Source organism: Enterobacter sp. IF2SW-B1 (assembly GCF_001743375.1).
GTDB lineage: Bacteria > Pseudomonadota > Gammaproteobacteria > Enterobacterales > Enterobacteriaceae > Enterobacter > Enterobacter bugandensis.
The window spans coordinates 430,699-453,235 of the sequence record NZ_MJAA01000003.1 but is presented as its reverse complement, the minus strand read 5'-3'; the positions used below and the strand labels follow the sequence as shown (position 1 = coordinate 453,235).

Here is a 22,537-nt window from a genome sequence, read left to right as displayed (position 1 = left end):
CGGCTTTCCGTTGTGCTGGCATCCGTTGCTGAAACCCCTTAAAATGGCATTTAAAATACATTTTAAAAATTCAAATTAATGGATAAATTAAATAAACCTGAACAGGCGCTTAACCTTCCCGCCGGCTATTTTGGCATGGTGCTGGGCATCATCGGCATGGGTTTCGCCTGGCGATACGCCAGCACCCTGTGGCCGGTGACGCGCTGGCCGGGTGAGATTCTGGTCGCTCTCGCAGTTGCCTGCTGGTTTTTACTGACGACGGCGTTTATTACCCGTGCGATCCGTTTCCCGCACAGCGTGCTGGCAGAGATGCGCCACCCGGTAATGAGCAGCTTCGTCAGCCTTTTTCCGGCCACCACCATGCTGGTCGCCATCGGTTTTGTGCCCTGGTTCCGCCCGGTATCGCTGGCGCTGTTCGGCGTGGGTGTGGTGTTACAGCTTGCTTATTCCGCCTGGCAAAGCGCCGGGCTCTGGCGAGGCAGGCACCCGCAGGAGGCCACCACGCCCGGATTGTATCTGCCGACGGTGGCGAATAATTTCATCAGCGCGATGGCGTGCGGTGCTCTGGGGTTCAACGATGCAGGGCTCGTTTTTCTCGGCGCGGGCGTCTTTTCCTGGCTCAGCCTGGAGCCGGTGATCCTCCAGCGTCTTCGCAGCGCCGGGGAGCTTCCCACCGCGCAGCGCACCGCTTTAGGCATTCAGCTGGCGCCCGCGCTGGTGGCGTGCAGCGCCTGGTTTAGCGTCAACGGTGGGGAAGCCGACACCTTCGCCAAAATGCTGTTCGGCTACGGCCTGTTGCAGTTGCTCTTTATGCTGCGCCTGCTGCCGTGGTATGTGTCTCAGCCGTTTAATGCCTCCTTCTGGAGTTTCTCGTTTGGCGTGTCGGCTCTGGCTACTACCGGGCTGCATCTGGGTCACGGCAGTTCGTCTGGATTCTTCCACGCCATTGCCGTGCCGCTGTTTATCTTTACCAATCTCATCATTGGGATGCTGTTGGTCCGCACGTTTATTCTGCTGATTCAGGGCAAACTTCTGGTGCGCACTGATAAGGCACTGCTTATGCAATCTGAGGAAAAATAATGGCTGTCGATGAAAATTACTTCACAGAGAAATATGGCTTAACCCGTACGCATTCAGAGGTGCTGTACAGCGCGGGGATCGTAAAGCCCGGCAAGACATTGGATCTGGGCTGCGGAAATGGCCGCAACAGCCTTTACCTGGCGGCCAACGGCCACGAGGTGACCGCCTGGGATAAAAACCCGATGAGCGTTGATAACATTGAGCGTATCAAGGCGGCAGAAGGGATTGAGAATCTGCACACTGCCGTCAAAGATCTTAACAGCCTGAGCTTTGACGGCGAGTACGACTTTATTCTCTCCACCGTGGTGCTGATGTTCCTGGAGGCGAAAACCATTCCGGGCCTTATCGCCAACATGCAGCACTGCACCAAACCCGGCGGCTACAACCTGATCGTTGCCGCGATGGACACGGCGGATTACCCGTGCACCGTCGGCTTCCCGTTTGCGTTCAAAAGCGGTGAGCTGAGCAGCTACTACGAAGGCTGGGAGCTGCTCAAATACAACGAAGAGGTTGGCGAACTGCACCGCACCGATATAAACGGCAACCGCATCAAGCTGCGCTTTGCCACCATGCTGGCGCGCAAGCCCGCTTAACGGGCGGCCAGCAGGCAGATCTGCAGGGCAGTCTTGTAAGACGCCTCGAACGACGACAGCGGCAGGAACTCAAACTTCGAGTGGAAATTATGCGCGCCGGTGAAGAAGTTCGGGGTGAGTAGCCCTTTTGCCGACAGCGCCGCACCGTCCGTGCCGCCGCGCATAGGGATCGGTTTTGGGGTGATGCCGAGCGATTCCATCGCCTCAAACATCAGGTCGATGGCGCGCCGGTCTTCACCAATCGCATTGCTGATGTTGCTGTAGGTATCTTCAATGCGATAGTCGACCTTCGCCGTCGGGTGTTGGGCGGCAATCAGCGCGGCGACGTCCGCAATCTGCTGCTTGCGGGCGTCAAAGCTGTTTTTATCAAAATCGCGAATATTAGCCTTTAGCACGGCGTCGTTCTGTCCGGCCTGAATGCCGTTAAACCAGATATAGCCCTCGCGGCCTTCGGTACACTCCGGGGTTTGCTGGCGGTCGAAATGGCTGATGAAGTCGGTCGCCATCAATAACGGGTTCACCAGTACCCCTTTGGCGGACATCGGGTGCGCCGTCACGCCGGTGAAGTGGATCTCTGCCGCTGCCGCGTTAAAATTCTCGTAAACAATTTCTCCCAGCTCGCAGCAGTCGATGGTCCAGGCAAAGTCAACGTCGAAGCGTTTCAGATCCAGCGCCTTGGCGCCGTTCAGGCCAATCTCTTCGTCGGGCACAAACGCGACCACAATGTCGCCATGCTGATGCTCAGCGGTTAGGTTTTCCAGTACGGTCATTACCACCGTCACCGCCGCTTTATTGTCTGCGCCCAATACGCTGGTACCGTCGCTGAAAATAATCTCCTCATTCGGATAAGCCAGAATTTCCGGGTGCTCGTTCACGCGCAGCCAGATGTCTTTTTCCTTATTCAGACAGAGATCTTCACCATTAAACGTTAATATTTGTGGATGAATATTCGGTGATAAACCGACGTCAACGGTATCAATGTGGGTAATAAAGCCGATGCGCGGCGCGCCGGGCACGTTGCCTTTTTTCACTGCCGTCACGGTCGCGAATTCGTCAATCACGATGTCGTCTAACCCCAGCTGCGCCAGCTCCTGCGCCAGCTCTCGCGCCATGTCGTGCTGGCCCGGCGTCGAGGGCAGAGTTTTCACTTTCGGATCGCTCTGGCTGGTAATTGCAAGATAGCGGAAAAAACGGTGCGTTAATTGTCTGGAAAGCGGCGAGCCCATAGTGTTTTCTTCCTTATTTATTTTTCGGGTGTTTGCCACTTCACTTTAATGTTATTTATGAAATGGCAAAAGAATTAATTAGCCGTCGAATTAAAAAGACAGGAATAAATGATGACAAGCAAACGCACAACGTTAACGCTGGCACTCGCTGCGCTCACGGTCAGTTCCACCGTAGCCGCGAAAACGCTGGTGTATTGCTCCGAAGGGTCACCGGAAAACTTTAATCCCCAGTTATACACCTCGGGCACCAGCGTGGATGCCAGCGCAGTGCCGGTCTACAACCGGTTGGTCGATTTCAAACCCGGCACCACGGAGCTGGTGCCGAGCCTGGCAGAGCGCTGGGAGGTGAGCGACGACGGCAAGGTTTATACCTTCCATCTGCGTAAAGGAGTGAAGTTTCAGAGCAATAAATTCTTCACGCCGACCCGCGATTTTAACGCCGATGACGTGATCTTCTCGTTTATGCGCCAGAAGGACGTGAACCATCCCTATCACAACGTCTCAAACGGCAGCTATTCCAACTTCGAAAGCCTGGAGTTTGGCAGCCTGATTACCGCTATTGATAAAGTCGATGACCACACGGTGCGCTTTACCCTGGCGCACCCTGAAGCGCCGTTTGTTGCGGATCTGGCATGGTATTTTGCCTCGATCCTCTCCGCGGAGTATGCCGATGCAATGTTGAAAGCGGGCACGCCGGAGAAGGTGGATATGCAGCCCATTGGCACCGGGCCGTTTAAGCTGGCGCAGTATCAGAAGGATTCCCGCATTCTGTTTACGGCGTTTGCCGACTACTGGCAGGGGAAATCAAAGCTGGACAGGCTGGTCTTTACCATCACCCCGGATCCCTCCGTGCGTTTTGCCAAAATTGAGAAAAACGAATGCCAGGTGATGCCGTTCCCGAACCCGGCGGATCTGCCGCGTATGAAGGCCAATAAAGATATTACGCTGATGAGCAAGGCCGGGCTGAACACGGGTTTCCTGGCGTTTAATACCCAAAAGCCGCCGCTGGATAACGTGAAGGTTCGCCAGGCGCTGGCGATGGCGATCAATAAGCCGGCCATTATCGACGCGGTGTTCCACGGCACCGGCACCGCGGCGAAAAATCTGCTGCCGCCGGGCGTCTGGAGTGCCGACAGCGAACTTAAGGATTACGACTACGATCCTGAGAAGGCGAAAGCTCTGCTGAAAGAGGCCGGTTTTGCCAGCGGCGTCAGCATTGATTTATGGGCGATGCCGGTCCAGCGGCCCTATAACCCGAATGCGAAACGCATTGCGGAGATGATTCAGGCGGACTGGGCGAAAATCGGCGTGCAGACCAAAATTGTCACCTACGAATGGGGCGAGTACCTGAAACGCGTCAAGGGCGGAGAGCATCAGGCCGCGCTGATGGGCTGGACGACGGCCACCGGCGATCCGGACAACTTCTTTGGCCCGCTGTTTACCTGCACCTCGGCCAACGGCGGTTCGAATTCGGCGAAGTGGTGCTATAAGCCGTTTGATAAAATTATCGCGGAAGCAAAATCAACCACCGATCGCGACAAGCGCGTAGCGCTGTATAAAGAAGCGCAGCAGATCATGCATGACCAGATGCCGGCGGTTATGATTGCGCATTCAACGATCTTCGAACCGGTGCGCAAAGAGGTGACAGGTTACGAAATCGATCCGTTTGGTAAACATTTGTTCTGGCAGGTGGATATTAATCAGTAATTTTCTCTGCCCGGTACGCCGCCGGGCACTCTTTTCGCAATTTGTGCTCCCCACGTCATTTTTTGTCACAACAAACCCACCGAACTTTTGCTATAACTTCAAATGCATACTTGCAGATTACATGGAAAACTATCATGCGTACTCAAACTTTTTTTAAAGTTGCAGTGCTTACGGGTTTATTGGCAGTGGCGGGCTGTTCTTCAAAAGTCGCGGCTCCAGAACAATATTCAGGCTTTTTAAAAGATTATTCCGGCTTGCAGCAGACGACGTCTGCAACGGGTAAACCAACGCTGCGTTGGGTTGACCCTTCCTATAACGAAGCCAACTATGACAGCATTATCTGGACGCCAATCACCTATTATCCAACGCCAAAACCGACGACTCAGATCGGGAAACAAACCCTTGATGAGCTGCTGAATTACACCAATAACAAAATGAAAACGGCTATTGGTACCCGTAAGCCGATTGTGACCACGCCGGGTAAACACAGCCTGATTTTCCGCGGTGCTATTACCGGGGTGAGTTCGCAGAAAGAAGGCCTGCAGTTCTATGAAGTGGTGCCGGTCGCGCTGGTGGTAGCAGGTACGCAGATGGCTACCGGCCATCGCACCATGGATACCCATCTCTACTTTGAAGGTGAGCTGATCGACGCGGCCACCAATAAACCGGTGATGAAGGTGGTTCGTAAAGGTGAAGGTAAAGAGCTGAATAACGAAAGTACGCCGATGACCTTTGCGACGCTGAAGCAGGTTGTTGACGACATGGCGACGGACGCCACCATGTTTGACGTGCATAAAACAGCGAAATAACGTTAAGCGGCCTGCATTGCGCAGGCCGTTTTTTTACGCCGTACGCAGGCGCCTGAACCAGGTCTCTGGTTTCGTGAACATCACCATATTCCCGCCCAGAATCAGCAGCAAACCGACGATACCGTTGATGTGCCAGACGTAACCTTCATACACCGTTGAGATAGAGAGCGCCACCAGCGGGAAGAGCAGCGTACTGTAGGCCGCTTTCCCGGGGCCGATACGTCCCACCAGCGTGAAGTAGGCGCCAAAGGCAATCACCGAGCCGAAGAGGGCCAGATAGAGCAGCGCGCCCATATAGGTGACCGTCCATTCCGGGGTAAAACTGTCGCCTCTGAAGAGCGCAATACCCCCCATCACCAGCGTGCCGTAAAGCATAGCCCAGGCGTTGGTAGTCATTGTTTCCAGACCTCTGCGCTGATGGCGCATGCTGATCATATTGCCCAGCGAGAAGCCGTACGTGCCGAGGGCGGAAAGGCCAATGCCCGTCAGGAGCGATACGCTCCAGCCGCTGGCCAGCAGGTCGTCCCAGAAAAGGGTCACGATCCCTACAAGACCCAGCGCCGCCGCCGTCCAGAAACGCGCGGGCGGGCGCTGTCCAAAGAAAATAAAACAGTTAATGGCGTTGTAGAGCACCGCCATGGAGAAGATCACCGATTCCAGCCCGGTGTTGATGTGTGCCGCCGCGGTATAAAAACACCAGAAGTTAAAGCAGAAGACGCAGCATCCCTGAAGCATGCAGAACAGATGATCCCGCAGCGCCAGCTTACGCAACCGGCGCAGGGCAAGTAACACCACCATCATCGTGGCGCTGGCCACCGCGAAACGCCAGAAAATAGAGACGGGGGCGGGTACGGGACCCTGCTGCAGGAAAATGGCAATCCAGGTGGTTCCCCAGATGATCACCACCAGTCCGTATAATAACGCGTTCATATTTTTTCTCTTCTCAAACCACGGAAGCCCGCAGTATGGCGCTGTCATCGCTCTGGGGCTTTCACCGGCTTGCGGTAGACTTGCAAAATCTTGCGCTTTTTTCTTTTCCGGGGGCTGGCAACGGGGAACAACAGTTCTTAGACTGACAGTTCACTCAATAACGCGCTAACGGTTATGTCTCACGCTTACGATACCTTTGAAACGCTTCGCCAGCAGAATGCGGTCCTGCGGGAAACGGTCGCGCTCAATTCCGGCATTCAGCTGGCGGCCTGGTACAACAAGCACGATACGATAACGGTTAAAAGCAATCATCATACCCTTAGTCTGTACGTCGCCGACGGTTACGAGAGCTATCAAAAGACGCCGGGCGGCTGGAAGAACGGCGGGGGACCGGACCGTTTCTGTCTGATGCCGAAAGAGAGCGAATCGACGTGGGACATCCGCGATGACCTGTCGTTTGTCCATCTCTACTGCACCGATGAACACCTGCGCGATGTGGGCGAAAAAATCTGGGACAAGCGGCCCCTGTCGCTGACTCTGGACGAGCGCATTTTTGGCAGCGACCCGAAGATCACCGCGCTGTACCGCCAGTTTCTGCTCGGCTGCGACTGGCAGCAGCAGGCCAACCAGCTCACCCTGAGCACGGCCTCTACGCTGCTGTTGACCCACCTGCTGCAAAACTACGCCAACGTTCAGTGGAAGCTCCCGGTCGTTACCGGCGGGCTATCGCCGTTTGTTCTGCGCAACGTGCTGGCATTTATTGAAGAAAACCTCGGACAGCCCCTGACGCTGGCCGATCTGGCGGCGCAGGCTGCACTCAGCGAATACCATTTTGCCCGCATGTTCCGCCAGTCGACGGGGCTGGCGCCGCATCAGTACGTTATGCAACGGCGCATGGAAAAAGCGAAAAACCTGGTGCAGCATACCTCGACGCCGCTGACGGATATCGCGCTGGCCTGCGGGTTTAACTCCGCCAGCCACTTCAGTAACCGTTTTCGCAGCGTCATGGGCATCACGCCGTCACAGCTGCGCGCGGCGAGCGCGTGAAAACAGGGCATAGCTCACGCCGCCCAGCACCAGCCCCCAGAATGCCGAGCCGATGCCCAGGATCGTGACGCCGCTTGCGGTCATCAGAAACGTGACGATAGCCGCGTCGCGCTCCGCTTCATGATTCAACGCCTGATATAAACTCCCGCTGATGGTACCCAGCAGCGCCAGACCGGCCAGCGTCTGGATCCAGCTGAGCGGCAGCGCAGCCATTATCCCGGTGATGGATCCGCCGAACACTCCCGCCAGCAGATAAAACCCGCCGGCCGCGATGGCCGCCAGCCAGCGTTTACCGGCATCGGGGTGGGCATCCGGGCTTTGACAGATAGCGGCGGTAATGGCGGCTATGCAGATGGAAAAGACGCCGAAGGGGGACAGCAGCAGCGCCAGCCCGCCCGTAAAAATAATGAGCGGTGAGACCGCCAGCGGATAGCCGGACGCTTTCATGGTCGCGAAACCGGGCGCATTTTGCGAGGCCATGGTCACCAGGAAGAAGGGCAAGCCGATGCTCACCAGGCTGGTGAAGGTGAACGTGGGCGCAATAAACTCAGGTGTCACGAAGGAAATGGTGATTTTATCCGTGACAACGTCACCTCCCGCCCACGCCACGATCCCGCCCACCAGCAGCGTGACGACGATCGCATAGCGCGGTGCCAGCGCTTTCGCCAGCAGCCACGCGGCAATCATGCTGCCGCACAGCAGAAAGTGCCCGTCCAGATGGGCAAACGCATGCAGCCCAAACTGCAGGAGTACGCCTGCCAGCATGGCCGCAGCCAGTGAGTGTGGGATCAGCTTCATCATGCGGGCGAAAAGCCCGGTCATGCCGCAGAGTAAAATGACCGCGTTGGCGAAGATAAACACGCCTATTGTCTCGGCCAGCGTCACGCCGTGCAGGCTGGTGGCGAGTAGCGCCGCGCCGGGCGTAGACCAGGCGGTCAGCACCGGAGCTTTATACCACCAGGAGAGCGCCAGCGTGCTGACGCCCATCCCAACCCCCAGCGCGGTCATCCAGCCCGCAATCTGCTGCGCGCTGGCGCCTGCCGCCGCGGCGGCCTGCCAGATGATGGCTGCCGAACTGGCGTAACCGACCAGAACGGCGACAAATCCAGCCAGTACGACTGGAACGAGATGAGAGGTAGGGCGCATAGAAACTCCGCTGTGCGTTATAACGTCCGCGATAAGGTAACACTGTGCGCTATAGCGTACAAGTGGTATGCTCAGGGCCATCAGGAGGGAGCATGGACATTACACAACATCTTGCAGCAACGCTGAAAACGCTGCGCCAGGCGCGCGGCTGGAGTTTGTCGAAGCTGGCGGACGAAACGGGCGTGTCGAAAGCGATGCTCGGGCAAATCGAGCGCAATGAGTCCAGCCCGACGGTGTCGACGCTGTGGAAAATTGCCACCGGGCTGAACGTCCCGTTTTCCGCTTTCATTACGCCAGAGGCGGACAGGCCAGCTGTGTTTGATTCACAGCAGCAGGCGATGGTGGTCAAACCGCTCTTTCCCTGGGATGAGACGCTCCGGTTCGATCATTTCTCCATCACGCTGGCACCGGGAGCCCTGAGCGAGTCCACGCCGCATGAGGCAGGCGTGATTGAACATGTGGTGGTCATCAGCGGCGAGCTGGAGATGAACATCAACGACGAGTGGCAGACAGTGCATGCCGATTCTGGCGTCCGTTTTGCCGGCGATAAACCGCACGCCTACCGCAACAGCAGCGACCGGCCGGTGCATTTTCACTCTCTGATCCATTATCCCCGCTGAGGCTACGCAAAACTGTTTCGCTGGCGCATACTTCTGACTACAATAGCCGCCATTTTGACCATAACGGATAACGACGAAGTATGCGCCTGCAATCCCATCATCTTGAACTTTTAAGCCCGGCCCGCGACGCCGCCATTGCCCGTGAAGCGATCCTTCATGGTGCTGACGCCGTCTACATCGGCGGCCCTGGCTTCGGTGCCCGCCATAACGCCAGCAACAGCCTGCGCGATATTGCCGATCTGGTGCCGTTCGCCCACCGTTTCGGGGCGAAAGTGTTCGTGACCCTGAACACCATTCTTCATGATGATGAGCTGGAGCCCGCGCAGCGTCTGATTACCGATCTCTACCAGACCGGCGTCGATGCCCTGATTGTTCAGGACATGGGCGTGCTTGAGCTGGATATTCCGCCTATCGAGCTGCATGCCAGCACCCAGTGCGATATCCGCACGGTTGAGAAGGCGAAGTTTCTCTCCGACGTGGGCTTTTCGCAGATCGTTCTGGCCCGCGAGCTGAACCTCAATCAGATCCGCGATATTCATCAGGCAACCGACGCGACGATCGAATTCTTTATCCACGGCGCGCTGTGCGTGGCCTATTCCGGCCAGTGCAACATTTCCCACGCCCAGACGGGCCGCAGCGCCAACCGCGGCGACTGCTCGCAGGCCTGCCGTCTTCCGTATACCCTGAAAGACGATCAAGGTCGCGTGGTGGCGTTCGAAAAACACCTGCTTTCCATGAAGGATAACGATCAGACCGCCAACCTGGGCGCGCTGATCGACGCGGGCGTGCGTTCCTTTAAGATTGAAGGGCGCTACAAAGATATGAGCTACGTGAAGAACATCACCGCGCACTATCGCCAGATGCTGGACGCCATCATCGAAGATCGCGGTGACCTGGCGCGCGCCTCGGCCGGTCGTACCGAACATTTCTTTATTCCGTCAACGGACAAAACCTTCCACCGCGGCAGCACGGACTATTTCGTGAACGCCCGCAAAGGGGATATTGGCGCGTTTGACTCACCGAAGTTTATCGGTTTACCGGTCGGTGAAGTGCTGAAAGTGGCGAAAGATCACCTGGACGTTGAAGTGACCGAGCCGCTGGCGAACGGCGACGGCCTGAACGTGATGATTAAGCGTGAAGTGGTGGGCTTCCGCGCCAACACGGTCGAAAAAACCGGCGAGAACCGCTACCGCGTCTGGCCGAATGAAATGCCTGCCGATCTCTACAAGGCAAGGCCGAACGCGCCGCTCAACCGTAACCTGGATCATAACTGGCAGCAGGCGTTGCTGAAAACCTCCAGCGAGCGTCGCATCGCGGTGGACATTGAGCTGGGCGGCTGGGAAGAGCAGCTGATCCTGACCATGACCTGCGAAGACGGCATCAGCGTAACGCATACCCTTGATGGTCTGTTCGAGGTGGCAAATAACGCGGAGAAAGCGCTTAACAGCCTGAAGGACGGCGTAGCGAAGCTGGGCCAGACGATTTACTACGCGCGCACCATCGAGGTTAATCTGCCGGACGCGCTGTTCGTGCCGAACAGCCTGCTGAACCAGTTCCGCCGCGAAACGGCAGAGATGCTGGATGCCGCACGCCTGGCGCAGTATCCGCGCGGCAGCCGTAAGGCCGAATCCGTTCCTGCGCCTGTTTATCCGGACACCCATTTATCGTTCCTGGCCAACGTTTACAACCATAAAGCGCGTGAATTCTATCATCGCCACGGCGTGCAGCTTATCGACGCGGCCTATGAAGCGCACGAAGAGAAGGGCGATGTGCCGGTGATGATCACCAAGCACTGCCTGCGCTTTGCTTTTAACCTGTGCCCGAAACAGGCGAAAGGGAATATTAAAAGCTGGAAGGCCACCCCTATGCAGCTGGTCAACGGTGACGAAGTCCTGACCCTGAAGTTTGACTGCCGTCCTTGCGAAATGCATGTTATCGGAAAAATGAAAAACCACATTTTCAAAATGCCACCGCCGGGCAGCATCGTTGCGTCCGTGAGCCCGGACGATCTGATGAAAACCCTTCCGAAACGCAAGGGCAGTTAATTACCTTACGTGCGTGTCCGGTTTGCGCGATTTCTGCCACAGGTGGTGTTCGCGCAAACCCTCCGCTGACTCTTCCGCTACACTGCGTAACTCGTCACTGTCGGCCTCATGCCGCAGCTGATGCTCCACATTCTTTACCCAAACATATTCATGCCCTTTGTGCCCGGCCATCAGCTGGCCAGAAAAGAGGGCACAAATAAGCATGATAAAAGATAGCCCTTTTTTGAACATAAATTCACCCAATAAGAACAGCGCGGGGAAATCATGCCAATTATTGTTTAGGGTTATTATTCAAAATTTCAAAATAGCGCAAAGAAAATGTCAAATAACGTGGGTTCATAATACCGATTAGGATTTTTCTTAAAATATATGTGCGTTTTTGTAAACCTCCTATTTCTGGTCCATAGTTGGATGTTCGCTTTAAGGATAAATCCTATATAATAGTGAATCTCTGGCTAAGGAATGGGTCATTCATAAATGAAAAAAATAATAGCGTTTTCGCTTCTGGCTGTTGCGGTAGGTGCCGTTGCAGCGATTCGTTATGCAGGTAATGACGAACCAGAATATATTCAGTCCGCTGAAATTCGCGTTGGTTCCTATTTAACCAGCGACTATGGACGCGTAGCCTGCACTAGTAAAAGAGTAAATGAACAGCGCTGGGAATTAGACTGCACCCATCCGGCACGGGGAAAAACATTCCAGTTTGCGGTTTATCCCTCTGAAAAGGCTCCCTATGGCGTATCGCGATCGTTTTATCTCGAGGCCCTTAACGATGATGCCAGGCAGAGCGCTGAGCAGGGCCTGATGCGCTATTTGCAAATCAACACCAGCGCGAGTTAATCAGGCTGTTTAGCTTTCGTTGAGACAGCCAGTGTTAGTTTGTATGAGATCCGCTGCCCGACCATGGAGCGTCGGGGACGTAGAGACCAAAATACAAATCTATCCATGCAAGCATTTACCGCCAGATAATGGCGGTTTTTTTTGCGCTTTTGCCGCTAGCGGGCAGTATCAGAACGTGAAAATTGTTTGCGATACTGAGCCGGGGAAAGCGCAAACTGCTGACGAAAATGATGACGCAGCGTCGACGCCTGACCAAACCCGGTCTGTTCCGCGATGCTGTCGATGCTTAAACGGCTGCTCTCCAGATAATCTTTTGCTCTCAGCAGGCGTTCATTAAGCAGCCAGCGAGCAGGCGTCGTGCCCGTTGCCGCCTCGAAGCGACGAAGAAAGGTGCGCTGGCTCATGCCGACCCGACGAGCCAGGGAGTCGACGCTGTGCGGCTCGACAAGATGCGTGTGCAGAAAATCAAACAGCTGGCCCAGGCGCTGGCTCTCACGCAGTTGCGCCACCGGGCGGCTCAGCTGCTGCGGCTGTGAACCATCCCGGTGAGGGGGGATCACCAGCCGACGCGCCACGCTGTTGGCGGTTTCCATGCCATAGTCCCGCCGGACGACGTGCAGACAGAGATCGATCCCCGCCGCGCTGCCCGCGGAGGTCAGGATATCGCCCTCGTCCTGGTAGAGCACATCCTCAACCACCTCGATGTCAGGGTAGCGGACCTTAAGCGCGTCAATGTAGCGCCAGTGCGTCGTGGCTTTACGTCCGTTCAGCAGCCCCGTAGCGGCCAGCACGAACACGCCCGAGCAGATGGACAGCAGCTGACATCCGCGCGCGCTGGCCTGGCGCAGCGCCTCGCAGAGCGCCGGAGGAACCGCTGAGTCCAGCCCCCGCCAGCCGGGAACCACGATCAGGTCCGCCGACGCAAGCAGGCTCAAGTTCCCATCGGTAACGATGCGGATCCCGCCGGTCGCCCGCAGTTCTCCGCTATCCACGCTCGCCACCGCAAAACGATACCAGTCGTCGCCCAGCTCCGGACGCGGCAGGCCAAAAATCTCAACCGCCACGCCAAACTCAAAGGTACATAGCCCGTCATACGCCAGCACCACCACCTGCGGACGGGTAACCTGTCTTAAGTTTGTCATCTTTTTGCTGTTTTCTGGCATAAGCGAGCGCATTCACGGGCTGAATTTGTGGATAGAGTAGTGTTAACACAAACGCCAAAGATGAGGAAGGATCATGAGCTATGTTACTGAATTTCCGGCTGCCGAGCCGCAGGAAGCCGTTACCCATTTTCTGCGTCGCCTGAGCGTCGAAACCGACTGCGCCGACGTGCATCACGCCATCGCCAATAATGAGCAGGACTTCGTGCTGCTGCACGTGGTGGGGAGCCCGGAGCAGTTTGCTCGCCGCCATGTGCCGGGCGCACTGCATATGCCCTGGAGCCAGATGACCGCTGAGCGGATGTCTCAATGGCCGGAAGGGACGCTGTTTGTCGTCTACTGTGCGGGGCCACACTGTAACGGCGCGGACAGGGCGGCGCTGAAGCTGGCGCGTCTCGGGCTGCCGGTCAAAATCATGCTCGGCGGCATCACCGGCTGGGAAGATGAACGCTACGCCTTTGCCAGCCAGGCGCACGCTGACGCGCTGTGAAGATGAATTTTTTTCAACACCCGTGAAATTTTCTCGTTTGCCGGAAACGGTAAGGTATGACATCTTTTTTGGACATTTAGACATCCAGAAGTCTAAAAATTCAAATAATGAATTATCACTGCGGGCAATTAATACCGGTAGACTGAGGAGATTTCCATGCAACGACAGCACGCCCCATACCGCGCCGACGTAGTCGGCAGCTTTTTACGCCCGGATGCCATCAAGCAGGCTCGCCTGAAGTTCGCCAGCGGCGAGATTGATGCCGGACAGCTTCGCGCGGTGGAGGACGAGGCTATTCGCCACGTCGTCGAGCAGCAGTGCGCGTGCGGCCTGCATGTGGTGACCGACGGTGAATTTCGCCGTGCCTGGTGGCACTTCGATTTCTTCGACGGTCTTCAGGGCGTTGAGCGCTACGATTCACAGCAGGGAATTCAGTTCAACGGAGTACAAACCAAAGCCCACGGCGTGCGCGTGACCGGCAAGCTGGGCTTTGGCGACCACCCGATGCTGGAAGACTTCCGCTATCTGAAAAGCATCAGCGGCAATGCCCAGCCGAAGATGACCATTCCCAGCCCAAGCGTGCTCCATTTCCGCGGCGGGCGCAAAGACATCGACGCGACGGTGTACCCGGATCTGAACGACTATTTCGACGATCTGGCAACCACCTGGCGCGACGCCATCCGCGCATTCTACGACGCGGGCTGCCGTTATCTGCAGCTGGACGACACCGTCTGGGCCTATCTCTGCTCGGACGACCAGCGCCGTCAGATCCGCGAGCGCGGCGACGATGCCGATGAGCTGGCGCAAATCTATGCCCGCGTACTGAACAAGGCCCTGGAAGGCAAGCCGGAGGATCTGACCATCGGGCTGCACGTCTGCCGCGGTAACTTCCGTTCAACCTGGATTTCCGAAGGCGGCTACGAGCCGGTGGCGGAAGTGCTGTTCGGGACGGTCAACGTTGACGCATTCTTCCTGGAATACGATAACGACCGCAGCGGGGATTTCGCGCCGCTGCGCTTCGTTCGCCCGGGCAAGCAGCAGGTGGTGCTGGGCCTGATTACCACGAAAAACGGTGAGCTGGAGAACCCGGAAGGCGTGAAGGCCCGTCTGGAAGAGGCGGCGAAATACGTGGCGAAAGAGCAAATCTGCCTCAGCCCGCAGTGCGGTTTTGCCTCCACCGAAGAGGGCAACAGCCTGAGCGAGTCCCAGCAGTGGGATAAGGTCCGTCTGGTGACGCAGATCGCCAGCGAAGTCTGGTAAAAGCGCTTCCTCAGCGCTGCATTATAAAAGTGCAGCGCTGTGCCATTCTGAGTCGTTCTCTTTACATCCTGCCGTCTGTCTCCTGCAATAGCGCTTCCTCCATTCTGGCATCCTTTTTGCTCCTGCTTCGCTGACACCTTTTTTCCGCGTCCATGCCGTAACGGACGTTTTCGCACAGCGTTCTTTTTCAGGAGTGAAAATATGCAGCGTCGTACCTTATTAAAAGCCTTTGCGTTATCCGCGTCCGTCGTGGCGATGGGAATGAGTTTTGGCGTGCAGGCGGCCGACACCATCAAAGTGGGGATCATGCACTCTCTGTCCGGCACGATGGCCATCTCCGAAACCCCGCTAAAGGACGTCGCCCTGATGACCATCGACGAGATCAACGCCAAAGGCGGCGTGCTGGGTAAGAAACTGGAGCCTGTGGTGGTGGATCCAGCCTCAAACTGGCCGCTGTTTGCCGAGAAGGCACGCCAGCTACTGAGCCAGGATAAAGTGGCGGTGGTGTTCGGCTGCTGGACGTCGGTTTCGCGCAAATCCGTGCTGCCGGTGTTTGAGGAGCTGAACGGCCTGCTGTTCTATCCGGTGCAGTATGAAGGCGAAGAGATGTCGCCAAACGTTTTCTATACCGGCGCGGCGCCGAACCAGCAGGCCATCCCGGCGGTGGAATATCTGATGAGCGAGGACGGCGGCGGGGCGAAGCGCTTCTTCCTGCTGGGTACCGACTACGTTTACCCGCGCACCACCAACAAGATCCTGCGCGCGTTCCTGCATTCGAAAGGGGTTGAGGATAAGGACATCGAAGAGGTTTACACCCCGTTTGGTCACAGCGACTACCAGACCATCGTCGCCAGCATCAAGAAATTCTCCGCCGGCGGCAAAACCGCCGTGGTGTCGACCATCAACGGCGACTCCAACGTGCCGTTCTACAAAGAGCTGGCTAACCAGGGGCTGAAGGCCACCGACGTGCCGGTGGTGGCGTTCTCCGTCGGCGAAGAAGAGCTACGCGGAATCGACACCAAACCGCTGGTGGGTAACCTGGCGGCGTGGAACTACTTTGAGTCCGTGGATAATCCAACCAACCAGGCGTTCGTCGCGGATTACAAAGCCTATGCGAAGGCGCACAAGCTGCCGAATGCCGATACCGTGGTGACAAACGACCCGATGGAAGCGACTTACGTGGGGATCCATATGTGGGCGCAGGCGGTGGAAAAAGCGGGCACCACCGACGTGGATAAGGTGCGCGCGGCGATGGCCGGTCAGCCATTTAAGGCGCCGTCTGGCTTTACGCTCACCATGGATGCCACCAACCATCATCTGCATAAGCCGGTCATGATCGGTGAAATTGAAGGCAACGGCCAGTTCAACGTGGTCTGGCAGACGGAACAGCCGGTGCGCGCCCAGCCGTGGAGTCCGTTCATCGCCGGGAATGACAAAAAGCCCGACCAGCCGATAAAAACCGCCAGCAACTAGGCCATTGCCTCAGGGAGAAACGTCATGAACGCCATGCGCATGTTCATCGCTCTTGTATGGCTTTCCGGACTGCTGCCAGGGATGGCGCAGGCATCGGATGCCGATCGTTTTGTTGCCGCCAGCCGCGGCCAGCAGGCGGAGCTCCTCACGCAGTGGGCCGCCGCGCCGGATGCCGCCAGGCTTCCGCTGCTTCAGTCCCTGCAAAAGGAAAACCTGTATACCGACAGCCAAAAGCACGCCTTTGCGAAGCGTAATGGCGAAATGGTTTCGCTCGGTGACGCCCGCGCGGCAGTAGGGCAAACCAAAGCCGTACGCCTGACAAACCGGCTGCGCGTGCTGGCTGCAACGGCCATTGCCACGCATCAGCTTGTTAGTGACAGTGTCACCGAAAGGCGGGCGGCAGCCCGTCAGCTCCAGCGTGATGCTCAGCCCGACATGCTCGCTTTTCTGGAAAAGCGCGCCGGGGATGAAGCGGACGCTGTGGCGCGTCAGGCGCTGCTGCTGGCGGTGGCAAGCCTCCAGCTGGCGAGCCCGCAGCCGGAGGTGCGCCGCAGGGCCGTCGAACTGCTTGGCCAGTCAGACGATCCGGACGTACAGTCCAGACTCACTCCGTTTACCCAGGCGCAGACCGAGCCGGACGCCGGCGTGCGCGCTGCCGCAGAAGAGAGCCTTAGCCAGATTACGCATCGCCTGATGTGGGGCGATCTGCTGGGCCAGGCGTTTATGGGGCTTTCTCTGGGGTCGGTGTTGCTGCTGGCCGCGCTGGGGCTTGCGATCACCTACGGTCTGCTGGGCGTCATTAACATGGCCCACGGCGAGATGCTGATGCTGGGGGCGTACGCCACGTGGATGGTGCAGCAGGCAATGGCCGGGCTTGCCCCTCAGTGGCTGGCGCTCTATCCCGTTATCGCCTTGCCGGTAGCGTTCTGCCTGACGGCGGGCATTGGAATGGTGCTGGAGCGCACTGTGATCCGTCACCTGTACGGTCGTCCGCTGGAAACGCTGCTGGCGACCTGGGGCATCAGCCTGATGCTCATCCAGCTGGTGCGCATGACCTTTGGTGCCCAGAACCTCGAGGTGGCAAACCCGGCATGGCTTTCCGGCGGGGTACAGGTTTTTGCTAACCTGACCCTGCCGTGGAACCGCATTGTGGTGCTGGGCTTCGTGCTGCTGGTGCTGTTCTTCACCTGGCTGATTCTGAATAAAACGCGTCTTGGTCTTAACGTGCGCGCGGTGACGCAAAACCGCAGCATGGCCGCCTGCTGCGGGGTACCGACCGGGCGCGTCGATATGCTGGCGTTTGGGCTGGGCTCAGGGATCGCCGGGTTAGGCGGCGTGGCGTTATCCCAGCTGGGTAACGTCGGGCCGGAGCTTGGTCAGGGGTACATCATCGACTCGTTCCTCGTAGTCGTTCTCGGTGGCGTAGGCCAGCTGGCAGGCAGCGTGGCTGCCGCGTTCGGGCTGGGCATTTTCAATAAAATCCTTGAGCCGCAGATGGGGGCGGTGCTGGGCAAGATCGTGATTCTGGTGGCGATCGTCCTGTTTATCCAGAAGCGCCCTCAGGGGCTGTTTGCGCTAAAAGGGAGGGTGATTGACTGATGAGCCAGCCGCTGACCTTAACGCTGGCGCGTAAAGCGCCGCGAACGACACAGATTGCAGGCAGCCTGCTGGTGGCGTGTTTGCTGATTTTACCGTTTTTCGCCTTGCTGCCCGCGACGCATCCGCTGGCGCTGTCGACCTGGATGCTGACGCTCATTGGCAAGATCCTCTGCTATGCCATCGTTGCGGTGGCGCTGGATCTGGTGTGGGGCTACGCCGGCATGCTCTCTCTTGGACACGGCATCTTCTTCGCCCTGGGCGGCTATGCGATGGGCATGTACCTGATGCGCCAGGCGTCAGGCGACGGCCTGCCCGCGTTTATGTCGTTTCTCTCCTGGAGCGAGCTGCCGTGGTTCTGGTGGGGCACCCAGCACTTTGCCTGGGCGCTGGTGCTGATCGTGATGGTGCCGGGTTTGCTGGCGCTGGTGTTTGGCTGGTTTGCCTTCCGCTCGAAGATCAAAGGGGTTTACTTCTCGATTATGACCCAGGCGCTGACCTACGCGGGCATGCTGCTGTTCTTTCGTAACGAAACCGGCTTTGGCGGCAATAACGGCTTCACCGGTTTTACCACGCTGCTTGGGTTTTCGGTGACGGAAACGACCACCCGCATCGCGCTGTTCCTGGCCACCGTGCTGTTGTTGCTTCTGGCGTTGGGCACCGGATTTGCGCTGGCGAAGAGCAAGTTTGGCCGCATCCTGACCGCCGTGCGCGACGCGGAAAATCGCCTGACGTTCTGCGGGTACGATCCGCGCGGGTTCAAGCTGCTGGTGTGGACGCTCTCCGCCGTGCTGTGCGGCCTGGCGGGGGCGCTGTACGTTCCGCTGGTGGGCATCATTAACCCCGGTGAAATGTCGCCGACCAACTCGATAGAAGCCGCCATCTGGGTGGCGCTGGGCGGGCGCGGCACCCTGGTGGGGCCGGTGATTGGCGCGGCGCTGGTGAACGGGGCGAAAAGCTTTTTTACCGCTGCCATGCCGGAGTACTGGCAGCTGTTTCTGGGGCTGATTTTTATCGCCGTCACGCTGTTCCTGCCGCGCGGCGTCTACGGTCTGTTGCGTAAGGGAGAGAAATAATGCAGCCAACGGAAGAGTTATTTACCCGCCAGTTGCCCGGCGATCGCTACCGGGACCAGACTGACCCGGTGCTTCAGCTTGAGGCCATTAACGTCAGTTTCGACGGCTTCCAGGCGCTGACCGATCTCTCCCTGAATATCGGCGTGGGCGAGTTGCGCTGCGTGATTGGCCCCAACGGGGCGGGTAAAACCACGCTGATGGACGTGATCACCGGCAAAACCCGACCCAAAAGCGGGAGAGCGATTTACGACCAGTCCATCGACCTAACCGGGCTGGAGCCTGCGGCCATTGCCCGTCAGGGGATTGGCCGAAAATTCCAGAAACCCACGGTCTTTGAAGCGCTGACGGTGTGGGAGAACCTTGAGATCGCCATGAAAACCGATAAATCCGTCTGGGCGAGCCTGCGGGCAAAACTCAACGGCGAGCAGCGGGACCGCATTGACGAGATGCTGGTTCTTCTGCGTCTTGGTAGCGAGCGGGACCGTCGCGCCGGGCTGCTTTCGCACGGGCAGAAACAGTTCCTGGAGATCGGCATGTTGCTGGTGCAGGACCCGCACCTGCTGCTGCTGGATGAACCCGCCGCCGGGATGACCGATGCGGAAACGGAATACACCGCCGAGCTGTTCAAAACCCTGGCGGGCAAGCATTCCCTGATGGTGGTGGAGCACGACATGGGCTTTGTTGAAACGATTGCCGACCACGTCACGGTGCTGCATCAGGGGCGCGTGCTAGCGGAAGGCTCGCTTCGCGAGGTGCAGGCCAACGAGCAGGTGATTGAGGTCTATCTGGGCCGCTAAGGAGCGATGATGTTACAGGTTAACGAACTGAATCAGTACTACGGCGGCAGCCATATCCTGCGCGGCGTGAGCTTCGAAGCCGCTCCCGGTGAAGTCACCTGTCTGCTGGGGCGCAACGGCGTCGGGAAAACCACGCTGCTGAAGTGCCTGATGGGGCTGATCCCGGTGAAAACCGGGGAGGTCATCTGGCAGGGTAAAACGATCACCCACAGCAGGCCGCACCAGCGGGTGCAGTCCGGCGTGGCGTATGTCCCGCAGGGTCGCGAGATTTTCCCGCGCCTGACCGTGGAAGAGAACCTTTTGCTTGGGCTGTCGCGTTTTTCCGCCCGCGAGGCAAAGCAGGTTCCTGACGAGATCTGGCAGCTGTTTCCGGTTCTCAAAGAGATGAAGCACCGCCGCGGGGGCGATCTCTCCGGCGGGCAGCAGCAGCAGCTGGCGATTGGTCGCGCGCTGGCGAGCCGTCCGCAGCTGCTGATTCTGGACGAACCGACGGAAGGCATACAGCCTTCCGTCATCAAAGAGATTGGCCAGGTGATCCGCATCCTGGCAAACAGAGGCGACATGGCAATCCTGCTCGTCGAGCAGTTTTACGACTTTGCCGCCGAGCTGGCCGACAGCTATCTCCTGATGTCCCGCGGCACTATCATTCAGCGCGGGAGGGGCGAAAATATGGAGCAGGAGGGCGTTCGCGGGCTGGTTGCGATCTGAAATGTTATAATATAACATCCTCATTCTTATAAAACGGAATGAGGGCGTTACTTTGGCTGCACATATTGGAAAATTTGCCATGACTCTGGGGGCGCTGCTGGTCAGCGGCCAGCTGTTTGCTCACTCGCACGGCCATCAGATGACCGAAGCGGAACAGAAGGCGGCAAACGGCGTGTTTGAGGATAAAGACGTAAAGGACAGAGCGCTGTCCGACTGGGACGGCACCTGGCAGTCGGTGTATCCGTTCCTGCTGGACGGTTCGCTGGATCCGGTCTTCAAACAGAAAGCGCAGAAGGATAAAAGCAAAACCTTTGACGAGGTGAAAGCGTACTACCGCAAGGGATATGCCACGGACGTGGATGCCATCGGCATTGAAAATAACGTAATGGAATTCCACAGAGGCAAGGCGGTCAGCAGCTGTCAGTATGACTACAGTGGCTACAAAATTCTGACCTACGCATCGGGCAAAAAAGGCGTTCGCTATCTGTTTGAGTGTAAGGATGCCGACAGCAAGGCGCCGAAGTTCGTGCAGTTCAGCGACCACATCATCGGGCCGAAAGCCTCATCGCACTTCCATATTTTTATGGGCAATACCTCCCACGAGGCGCTGCTGAAAGAGATGGACAACTGGCCGACCTATTATCCAAACGAGATGTACAAAGAGCAGGTGGTGGAGGAGATGCTGCACCACTGATGCGTTATTGCCGGGGGGCGGCTTCGCCTTACCCGGCCACTATTTTTTACGCCGCTTTGGGGGATTCGTTCCACGCCTTCACGCTCATTCCCCGCAAAATCATCAGCCAGGCAACGACGATGGCAACCATCATGATTGCAAACAGCGACCAGTGCGGCAGGTTGGTCAGGATAATGCCGGTGATCATCGGGTTTGCCGCCGCGCCGAGCCAGCCCAGCGCCTGCGCGGAAAAATAGCTCGCCTTCATCCCCGGCGGGGCGATGTTGTCGATCAGCATGTATTCACCCGGTGCGTAGATAATCTCACCCAGCGTAAAGATGGCGGCGGCGATGCCCCAGTAAATCAGGTTCTCCCCGGAGAGCATAAAGCCTCCCAGACCCAGGATAAAAAACAGCGTTGCGGCGGTCATTAAAGGCCGAATATTGCTGGCGGAGATCTTCCGCCCCAGCGCGTACTGCAGCGTCACCACCACGGCGGCGTTAACGGGCAGCACCACGGCGACCACCTTCTGGGCAAAATCGCTGTCGGCATTGGCGGCCAGTACGTATTGCGAAATGCAGCTGGCGAACGATCCGCCCACGTAAGACGCGAGCAGGCCGGAGAGGGTGAACCAGAACAGGGCGCGATCTTTCAGCAGCACCGACGGCTGCCAGGGCATCTTCTCCTCGGCGGTATCCAGCGCGACGCTTTTTTGCACGAAGAAATGAATAAACCCGAGCGGCAGCGCGGCGCAGAAGGCCGCCAGCCAGAACGGCAGCTGCAGGCTGTACATCACCAGCAGGGTGCCAATCGGCGGCCCAATCGTCCAGCCAATGTTCAGAAAGCTGTAGTTGAGCGAGAAGACGCGCGCTTTCTGGCTGGAGGTCAGCACGTCCGAGAACCAGGCTTTCAGCACCGTCGAAAAGACGGAATAGGCGCAGTTAATCAGGGAAAAGAACAGCACTACCAGGGTGACGTTATCCACCAGCGGAATCGCGACAAAACCGGCGATAAAAGCCACGATCGCGATCAGCATATAGCGTTTTTTATCAAACTTATCGGCCAGAATACCAAATCCCAGGCTGAACACCACGCCAACGGTCAGCGCAATCGTCAGGGCATAACCAATATTCTCGACGCTCATATTAAACACGCGCGTGAGATAAATGGTCATGAACGGCAGCGTTGCCCCCCGACCGATGGTTAATAACAATGACGATGCCAGCAGCGCTGCGGTTGAGCGCCTGAGAGATGGTTTCAT

22 protein-coding genes are annotated in these 22,537 nt (G+C 57.5%); 16 read left to right on the top strand and 6 right to left on the bottom strand.

The genetic code is table 11. The features are described from left to right. Window positions 1–78: 78 nt before the first annotated feature. Both tehA and tehB read left to right on the top strand, forming a co-directional pair. A complete protein-coding gene (gene tehA / locus A6013_RS09800) occupies window positions 79–1,080 on the top strand; it encodes a dicarboxylate transporter/tellurite-resistance protein TehA (protein ID WP_041910036.1) in 1,002 nt (333 codons plus the stop codon). Beyond that, window positions 1,080–1,673, top strand: a complete 594-nt coding sequence (gene tehB / locus A6013_RS09795) for a tellurite resistance methyltransferase TehB (RefSeq protein WP_069732977.1) — start codon at window positions 1,080–1,082, stop codon at window positions 1,671–1,673. Before tehA ends, tehB begins: the two co-directional genes overlap by 1 nt. Here tehB and pepT read toward each other — a convergent pair. Beyond that, window positions 1,670–2,899, bottom strand: coding sequence for a peptidase T (pepT, locus tag A6013_RS09790; RefSeq protein ID WP_069732976.1), 1,230 nt, complete (start codon window positions 2,897–2,899; stop codon window positions 1,670–1,672). The two genes, tehB and pepT, sit on opposite strands and share 4 nt — an antisense overlap. 111 nt (window positions 2,900–3,010) lie before the next feature. Here pepT and A6013_RS09785 point away from each other — a divergent pair, with 111 nt between their 5' ends. Next, a complete protein-coding gene (locus tag A6013_RS09785) occupies window positions 3,011–4,606 on the top strand; it encodes an ABC transporter substrate-binding protein (RefSeq protein WP_069732975.1) in 1,596 nt (531 codons plus the stop codon). Window positions 4,607–4,740: 134 nt separating this feature from the next. Beyond that, window positions 4,741–5,415: a DUF3313 domain-containing protein gene (locus tag A6013_RS09780; RefSeq protein ID WP_028013119.1), complete on the top strand. Its 675-nt coding sequence runs from the start codon at window positions 4,741–4,743 to the stop codon at window positions 5,413–5,415. A 33-nt stretch (window positions 5,416–5,448) separates the two neighbouring features. Here A6013_RS09780 and A6013_RS09775 read toward each other — a convergent pair whose 3' ends face one another. Beyond that, complete coding sequence (locus A6013_RS09775; RefSeq protein ID WP_047365193.1) at window positions 5,449–6,345, bottom strand: DMT family transporter; 897 nt, start codon at window positions 6,343–6,345, stop codon at window positions 5,449–5,451. A 174-nt stretch (window positions 6,346–6,519) separates the two neighbouring features. Between A6013_RS09775 and A6013_RS09770 the strand changes: the two genes are divergently transcribed. Further along, window positions 6,520–7,392, top strand: a complete 873-nt coding sequence (locus A6013_RS09770) for a helix-turn-helix transcriptional regulator (protein ID WP_047365191.1) — start codon at window positions 6,520–6,522, stop codon at window positions 7,390–7,392. Here the strand turns inward: A6013_RS09770 and A6013_RS09765 are convergent. Continuing rightward, window positions 7,366–8,538 (bottom strand): benzoate/H(+) symporter BenE family transporter, encoded by a 1,173-nt coding sequence (locus A6013_RS09765; RefSeq protein WP_069732974.1) that lies wholly within the window; start codon window positions 8,536–8,538, stop codon window positions 7,366–7,368. The genes A6013_RS09770 and A6013_RS09765 overlap by 27 nt on opposite strands. Before the next feature lie 92 nt (window positions 8,539–8,630). Between A6013_RS09765 and A6013_RS09760 the strand changes: the two genes are divergently transcribed. Both A6013_RS09760 and A6013_RS09755 read left to right on the top strand, forming a co-directional pair. After that, window positions 8,631–9,158, top strand: a complete 528-nt coding sequence (locus A6013_RS09760; RefSeq protein WP_045260498.1) for a helix-turn-helix domain-containing protein — start codon at window positions 8,631–8,633, stop codon at window positions 9,156–9,158. Window positions 9,159–9,238: 80 nt separating this feature from the next. Beyond that, on the top strand, window positions 9,239–11,203 hold the full coding sequence (locus A6013_RS09755; RefSeq protein WP_048960234.1) for a U32 family peptidase: 1,965 nt from the start codon (window positions 9,239–9,241) through the stop codon (window positions 11,201–11,203). Here the strand turns inward: A6013_RS09755 and A6013_RS09750 are convergent, their stop codons facing one another. Next, complete coding sequence (locus A6013_RS09750) at window positions 11,204–11,434, bottom strand: DUF2554 family protein (protein ID WP_047368536.1); 231 nt, start codon at window positions 11,432–11,434, stop codon at window positions 11,204–11,206. Between the two features lie 246 nt (window positions 11,435–11,680). On the opposite strand from A6013_RS09750, the gene A6013_RS09745 reads away from it, so the two are divergent. Then, window positions 11,681–12,043: a hypothetical protein gene (locus A6013_RS09745; RefSeq protein ID WP_045260501.1), complete on the top strand. Its 363-nt coding sequence runs from the start codon at window positions 11,681–11,683 to the stop codon at window positions 12,041–12,043. Between the two features lie 155 nt (window positions 12,044–12,198). Here A6013_RS09745 and ftrA read toward each other — a convergent pair whose 3' ends face one another. Further along, a complete protein-coding gene (gene ftrA / locus A6013_RS09740) occupies window positions 12,199–13,206 on the bottom strand; it encodes a transcriptional regulator FtrA (RefSeq protein WP_069732973.1) in 1,008 nt (335 codons plus the stop codon). Window positions 13,207–13,279: 73 nt separating this feature from the next. Between ftrA and A6013_RS09735 the strand changes: the two genes are divergently transcribed. From A6013_RS09735 to zinT, 8 genes are all read left to right on the top strand, one after another. Then, on the top strand, window positions 13,280–13,693 hold the full coding sequence (locus tag A6013_RS09735; protein ID WP_047365183.1) for a rhodanese-like domain-containing protein: 414 nt from the start codon (window positions 13,280–13,282) through the stop codon (window positions 13,691–13,693). Window positions 13,694–13,849: 156 nt separating this feature from the next. Then, entirely contained in the window at window positions 13,850–14,953 is a 1,104-nt protein-coding gene (locus tag A6013_RS09730) for a cobalamin-independent methionine synthase II family protein (protein WP_041910011.1), read from the top strand. A 201-nt stretch (window positions 14,954–15,154) separates the two neighbouring features. Further along, complete coding sequence (gene urtA, locus A6013_RS09725) at window positions 15,155–16,426, top strand: urea ABC transporter substrate-binding protein (protein ID WP_069732972.1); 1,272 nt, start codon at window positions 15,155–15,157, stop codon at window positions 16,424–16,426. Window positions 16,427–16,450: 24 nt separating this feature from the next. Next, window positions 16,451–18,025 (top strand): urea ABC transporter permease subunit UrtB, encoded by a 1,575-nt coding sequence (gene urtB / locus A6013_RS09720; RefSeq protein ID WP_069732971.1) that lies wholly within the window; start codon window positions 16,451–16,453, stop codon window positions 18,023–18,025. Next, window positions 18,025–19,098: an urea ABC transporter permease subunit UrtC gene (urtC, locus tag A6013_RS09715; RefSeq protein ID WP_069732970.1), complete on the top strand. Its 1,074-nt coding sequence runs from the start codon at window positions 18,025–18,027 to the stop codon at window positions 19,096–19,098. The genes urtB and urtC overlap by 1 nt, the downstream gene beginning before the upstream one ends. Further along, window positions 19,098–19,895, top strand: coding sequence for an urea ABC transporter ATP-binding protein UrtD (urtD, locus tag A6013_RS09710; RefSeq protein ID WP_041910005.1), 798 nt, complete (start codon window positions 19,098–19,100; stop codon window positions 19,893–19,895). Before urtC ends, urtD begins: the two co-directional genes overlap by 1 nt. A 9-nt stretch (window positions 19,896–19,904) precedes the next feature. Continuing rightward, window positions 19,905–20,603: an urea ABC transporter ATP-binding subunit UrtE gene (urtE, locus tag A6013_RS09705; protein WP_069732969.1), complete on the top strand. Its 699-nt coding sequence runs from the start codon at window positions 19,905–19,907 to the stop codon at window positions 20,601–20,603. Window positions 20,604–20,655: 52 nt separating this feature from the next. Continuing rightward, entirely contained in the window at window positions 20,656–21,297 is a 642-nt protein-coding gene (zinT, locus tag A6013_RS09700; RefSeq protein WP_041910003.1) for a metal-binding protein ZinT, read from the top strand. Window positions 21,298–21,343: 46 nt separating this feature from the next. On the opposite strand, the gene ydeE is transcribed toward zinT, so the two are convergent. After that, complete coding sequence (gene ydeE / locus A6013_RS09695; RefSeq protein WP_028013136.1) at window positions 21,344–22,537, bottom strand: efflux MFS transporter YdeE; 1,194 nt, start codon at window positions 22,535–22,537, stop codon at window positions 21,344–21,346.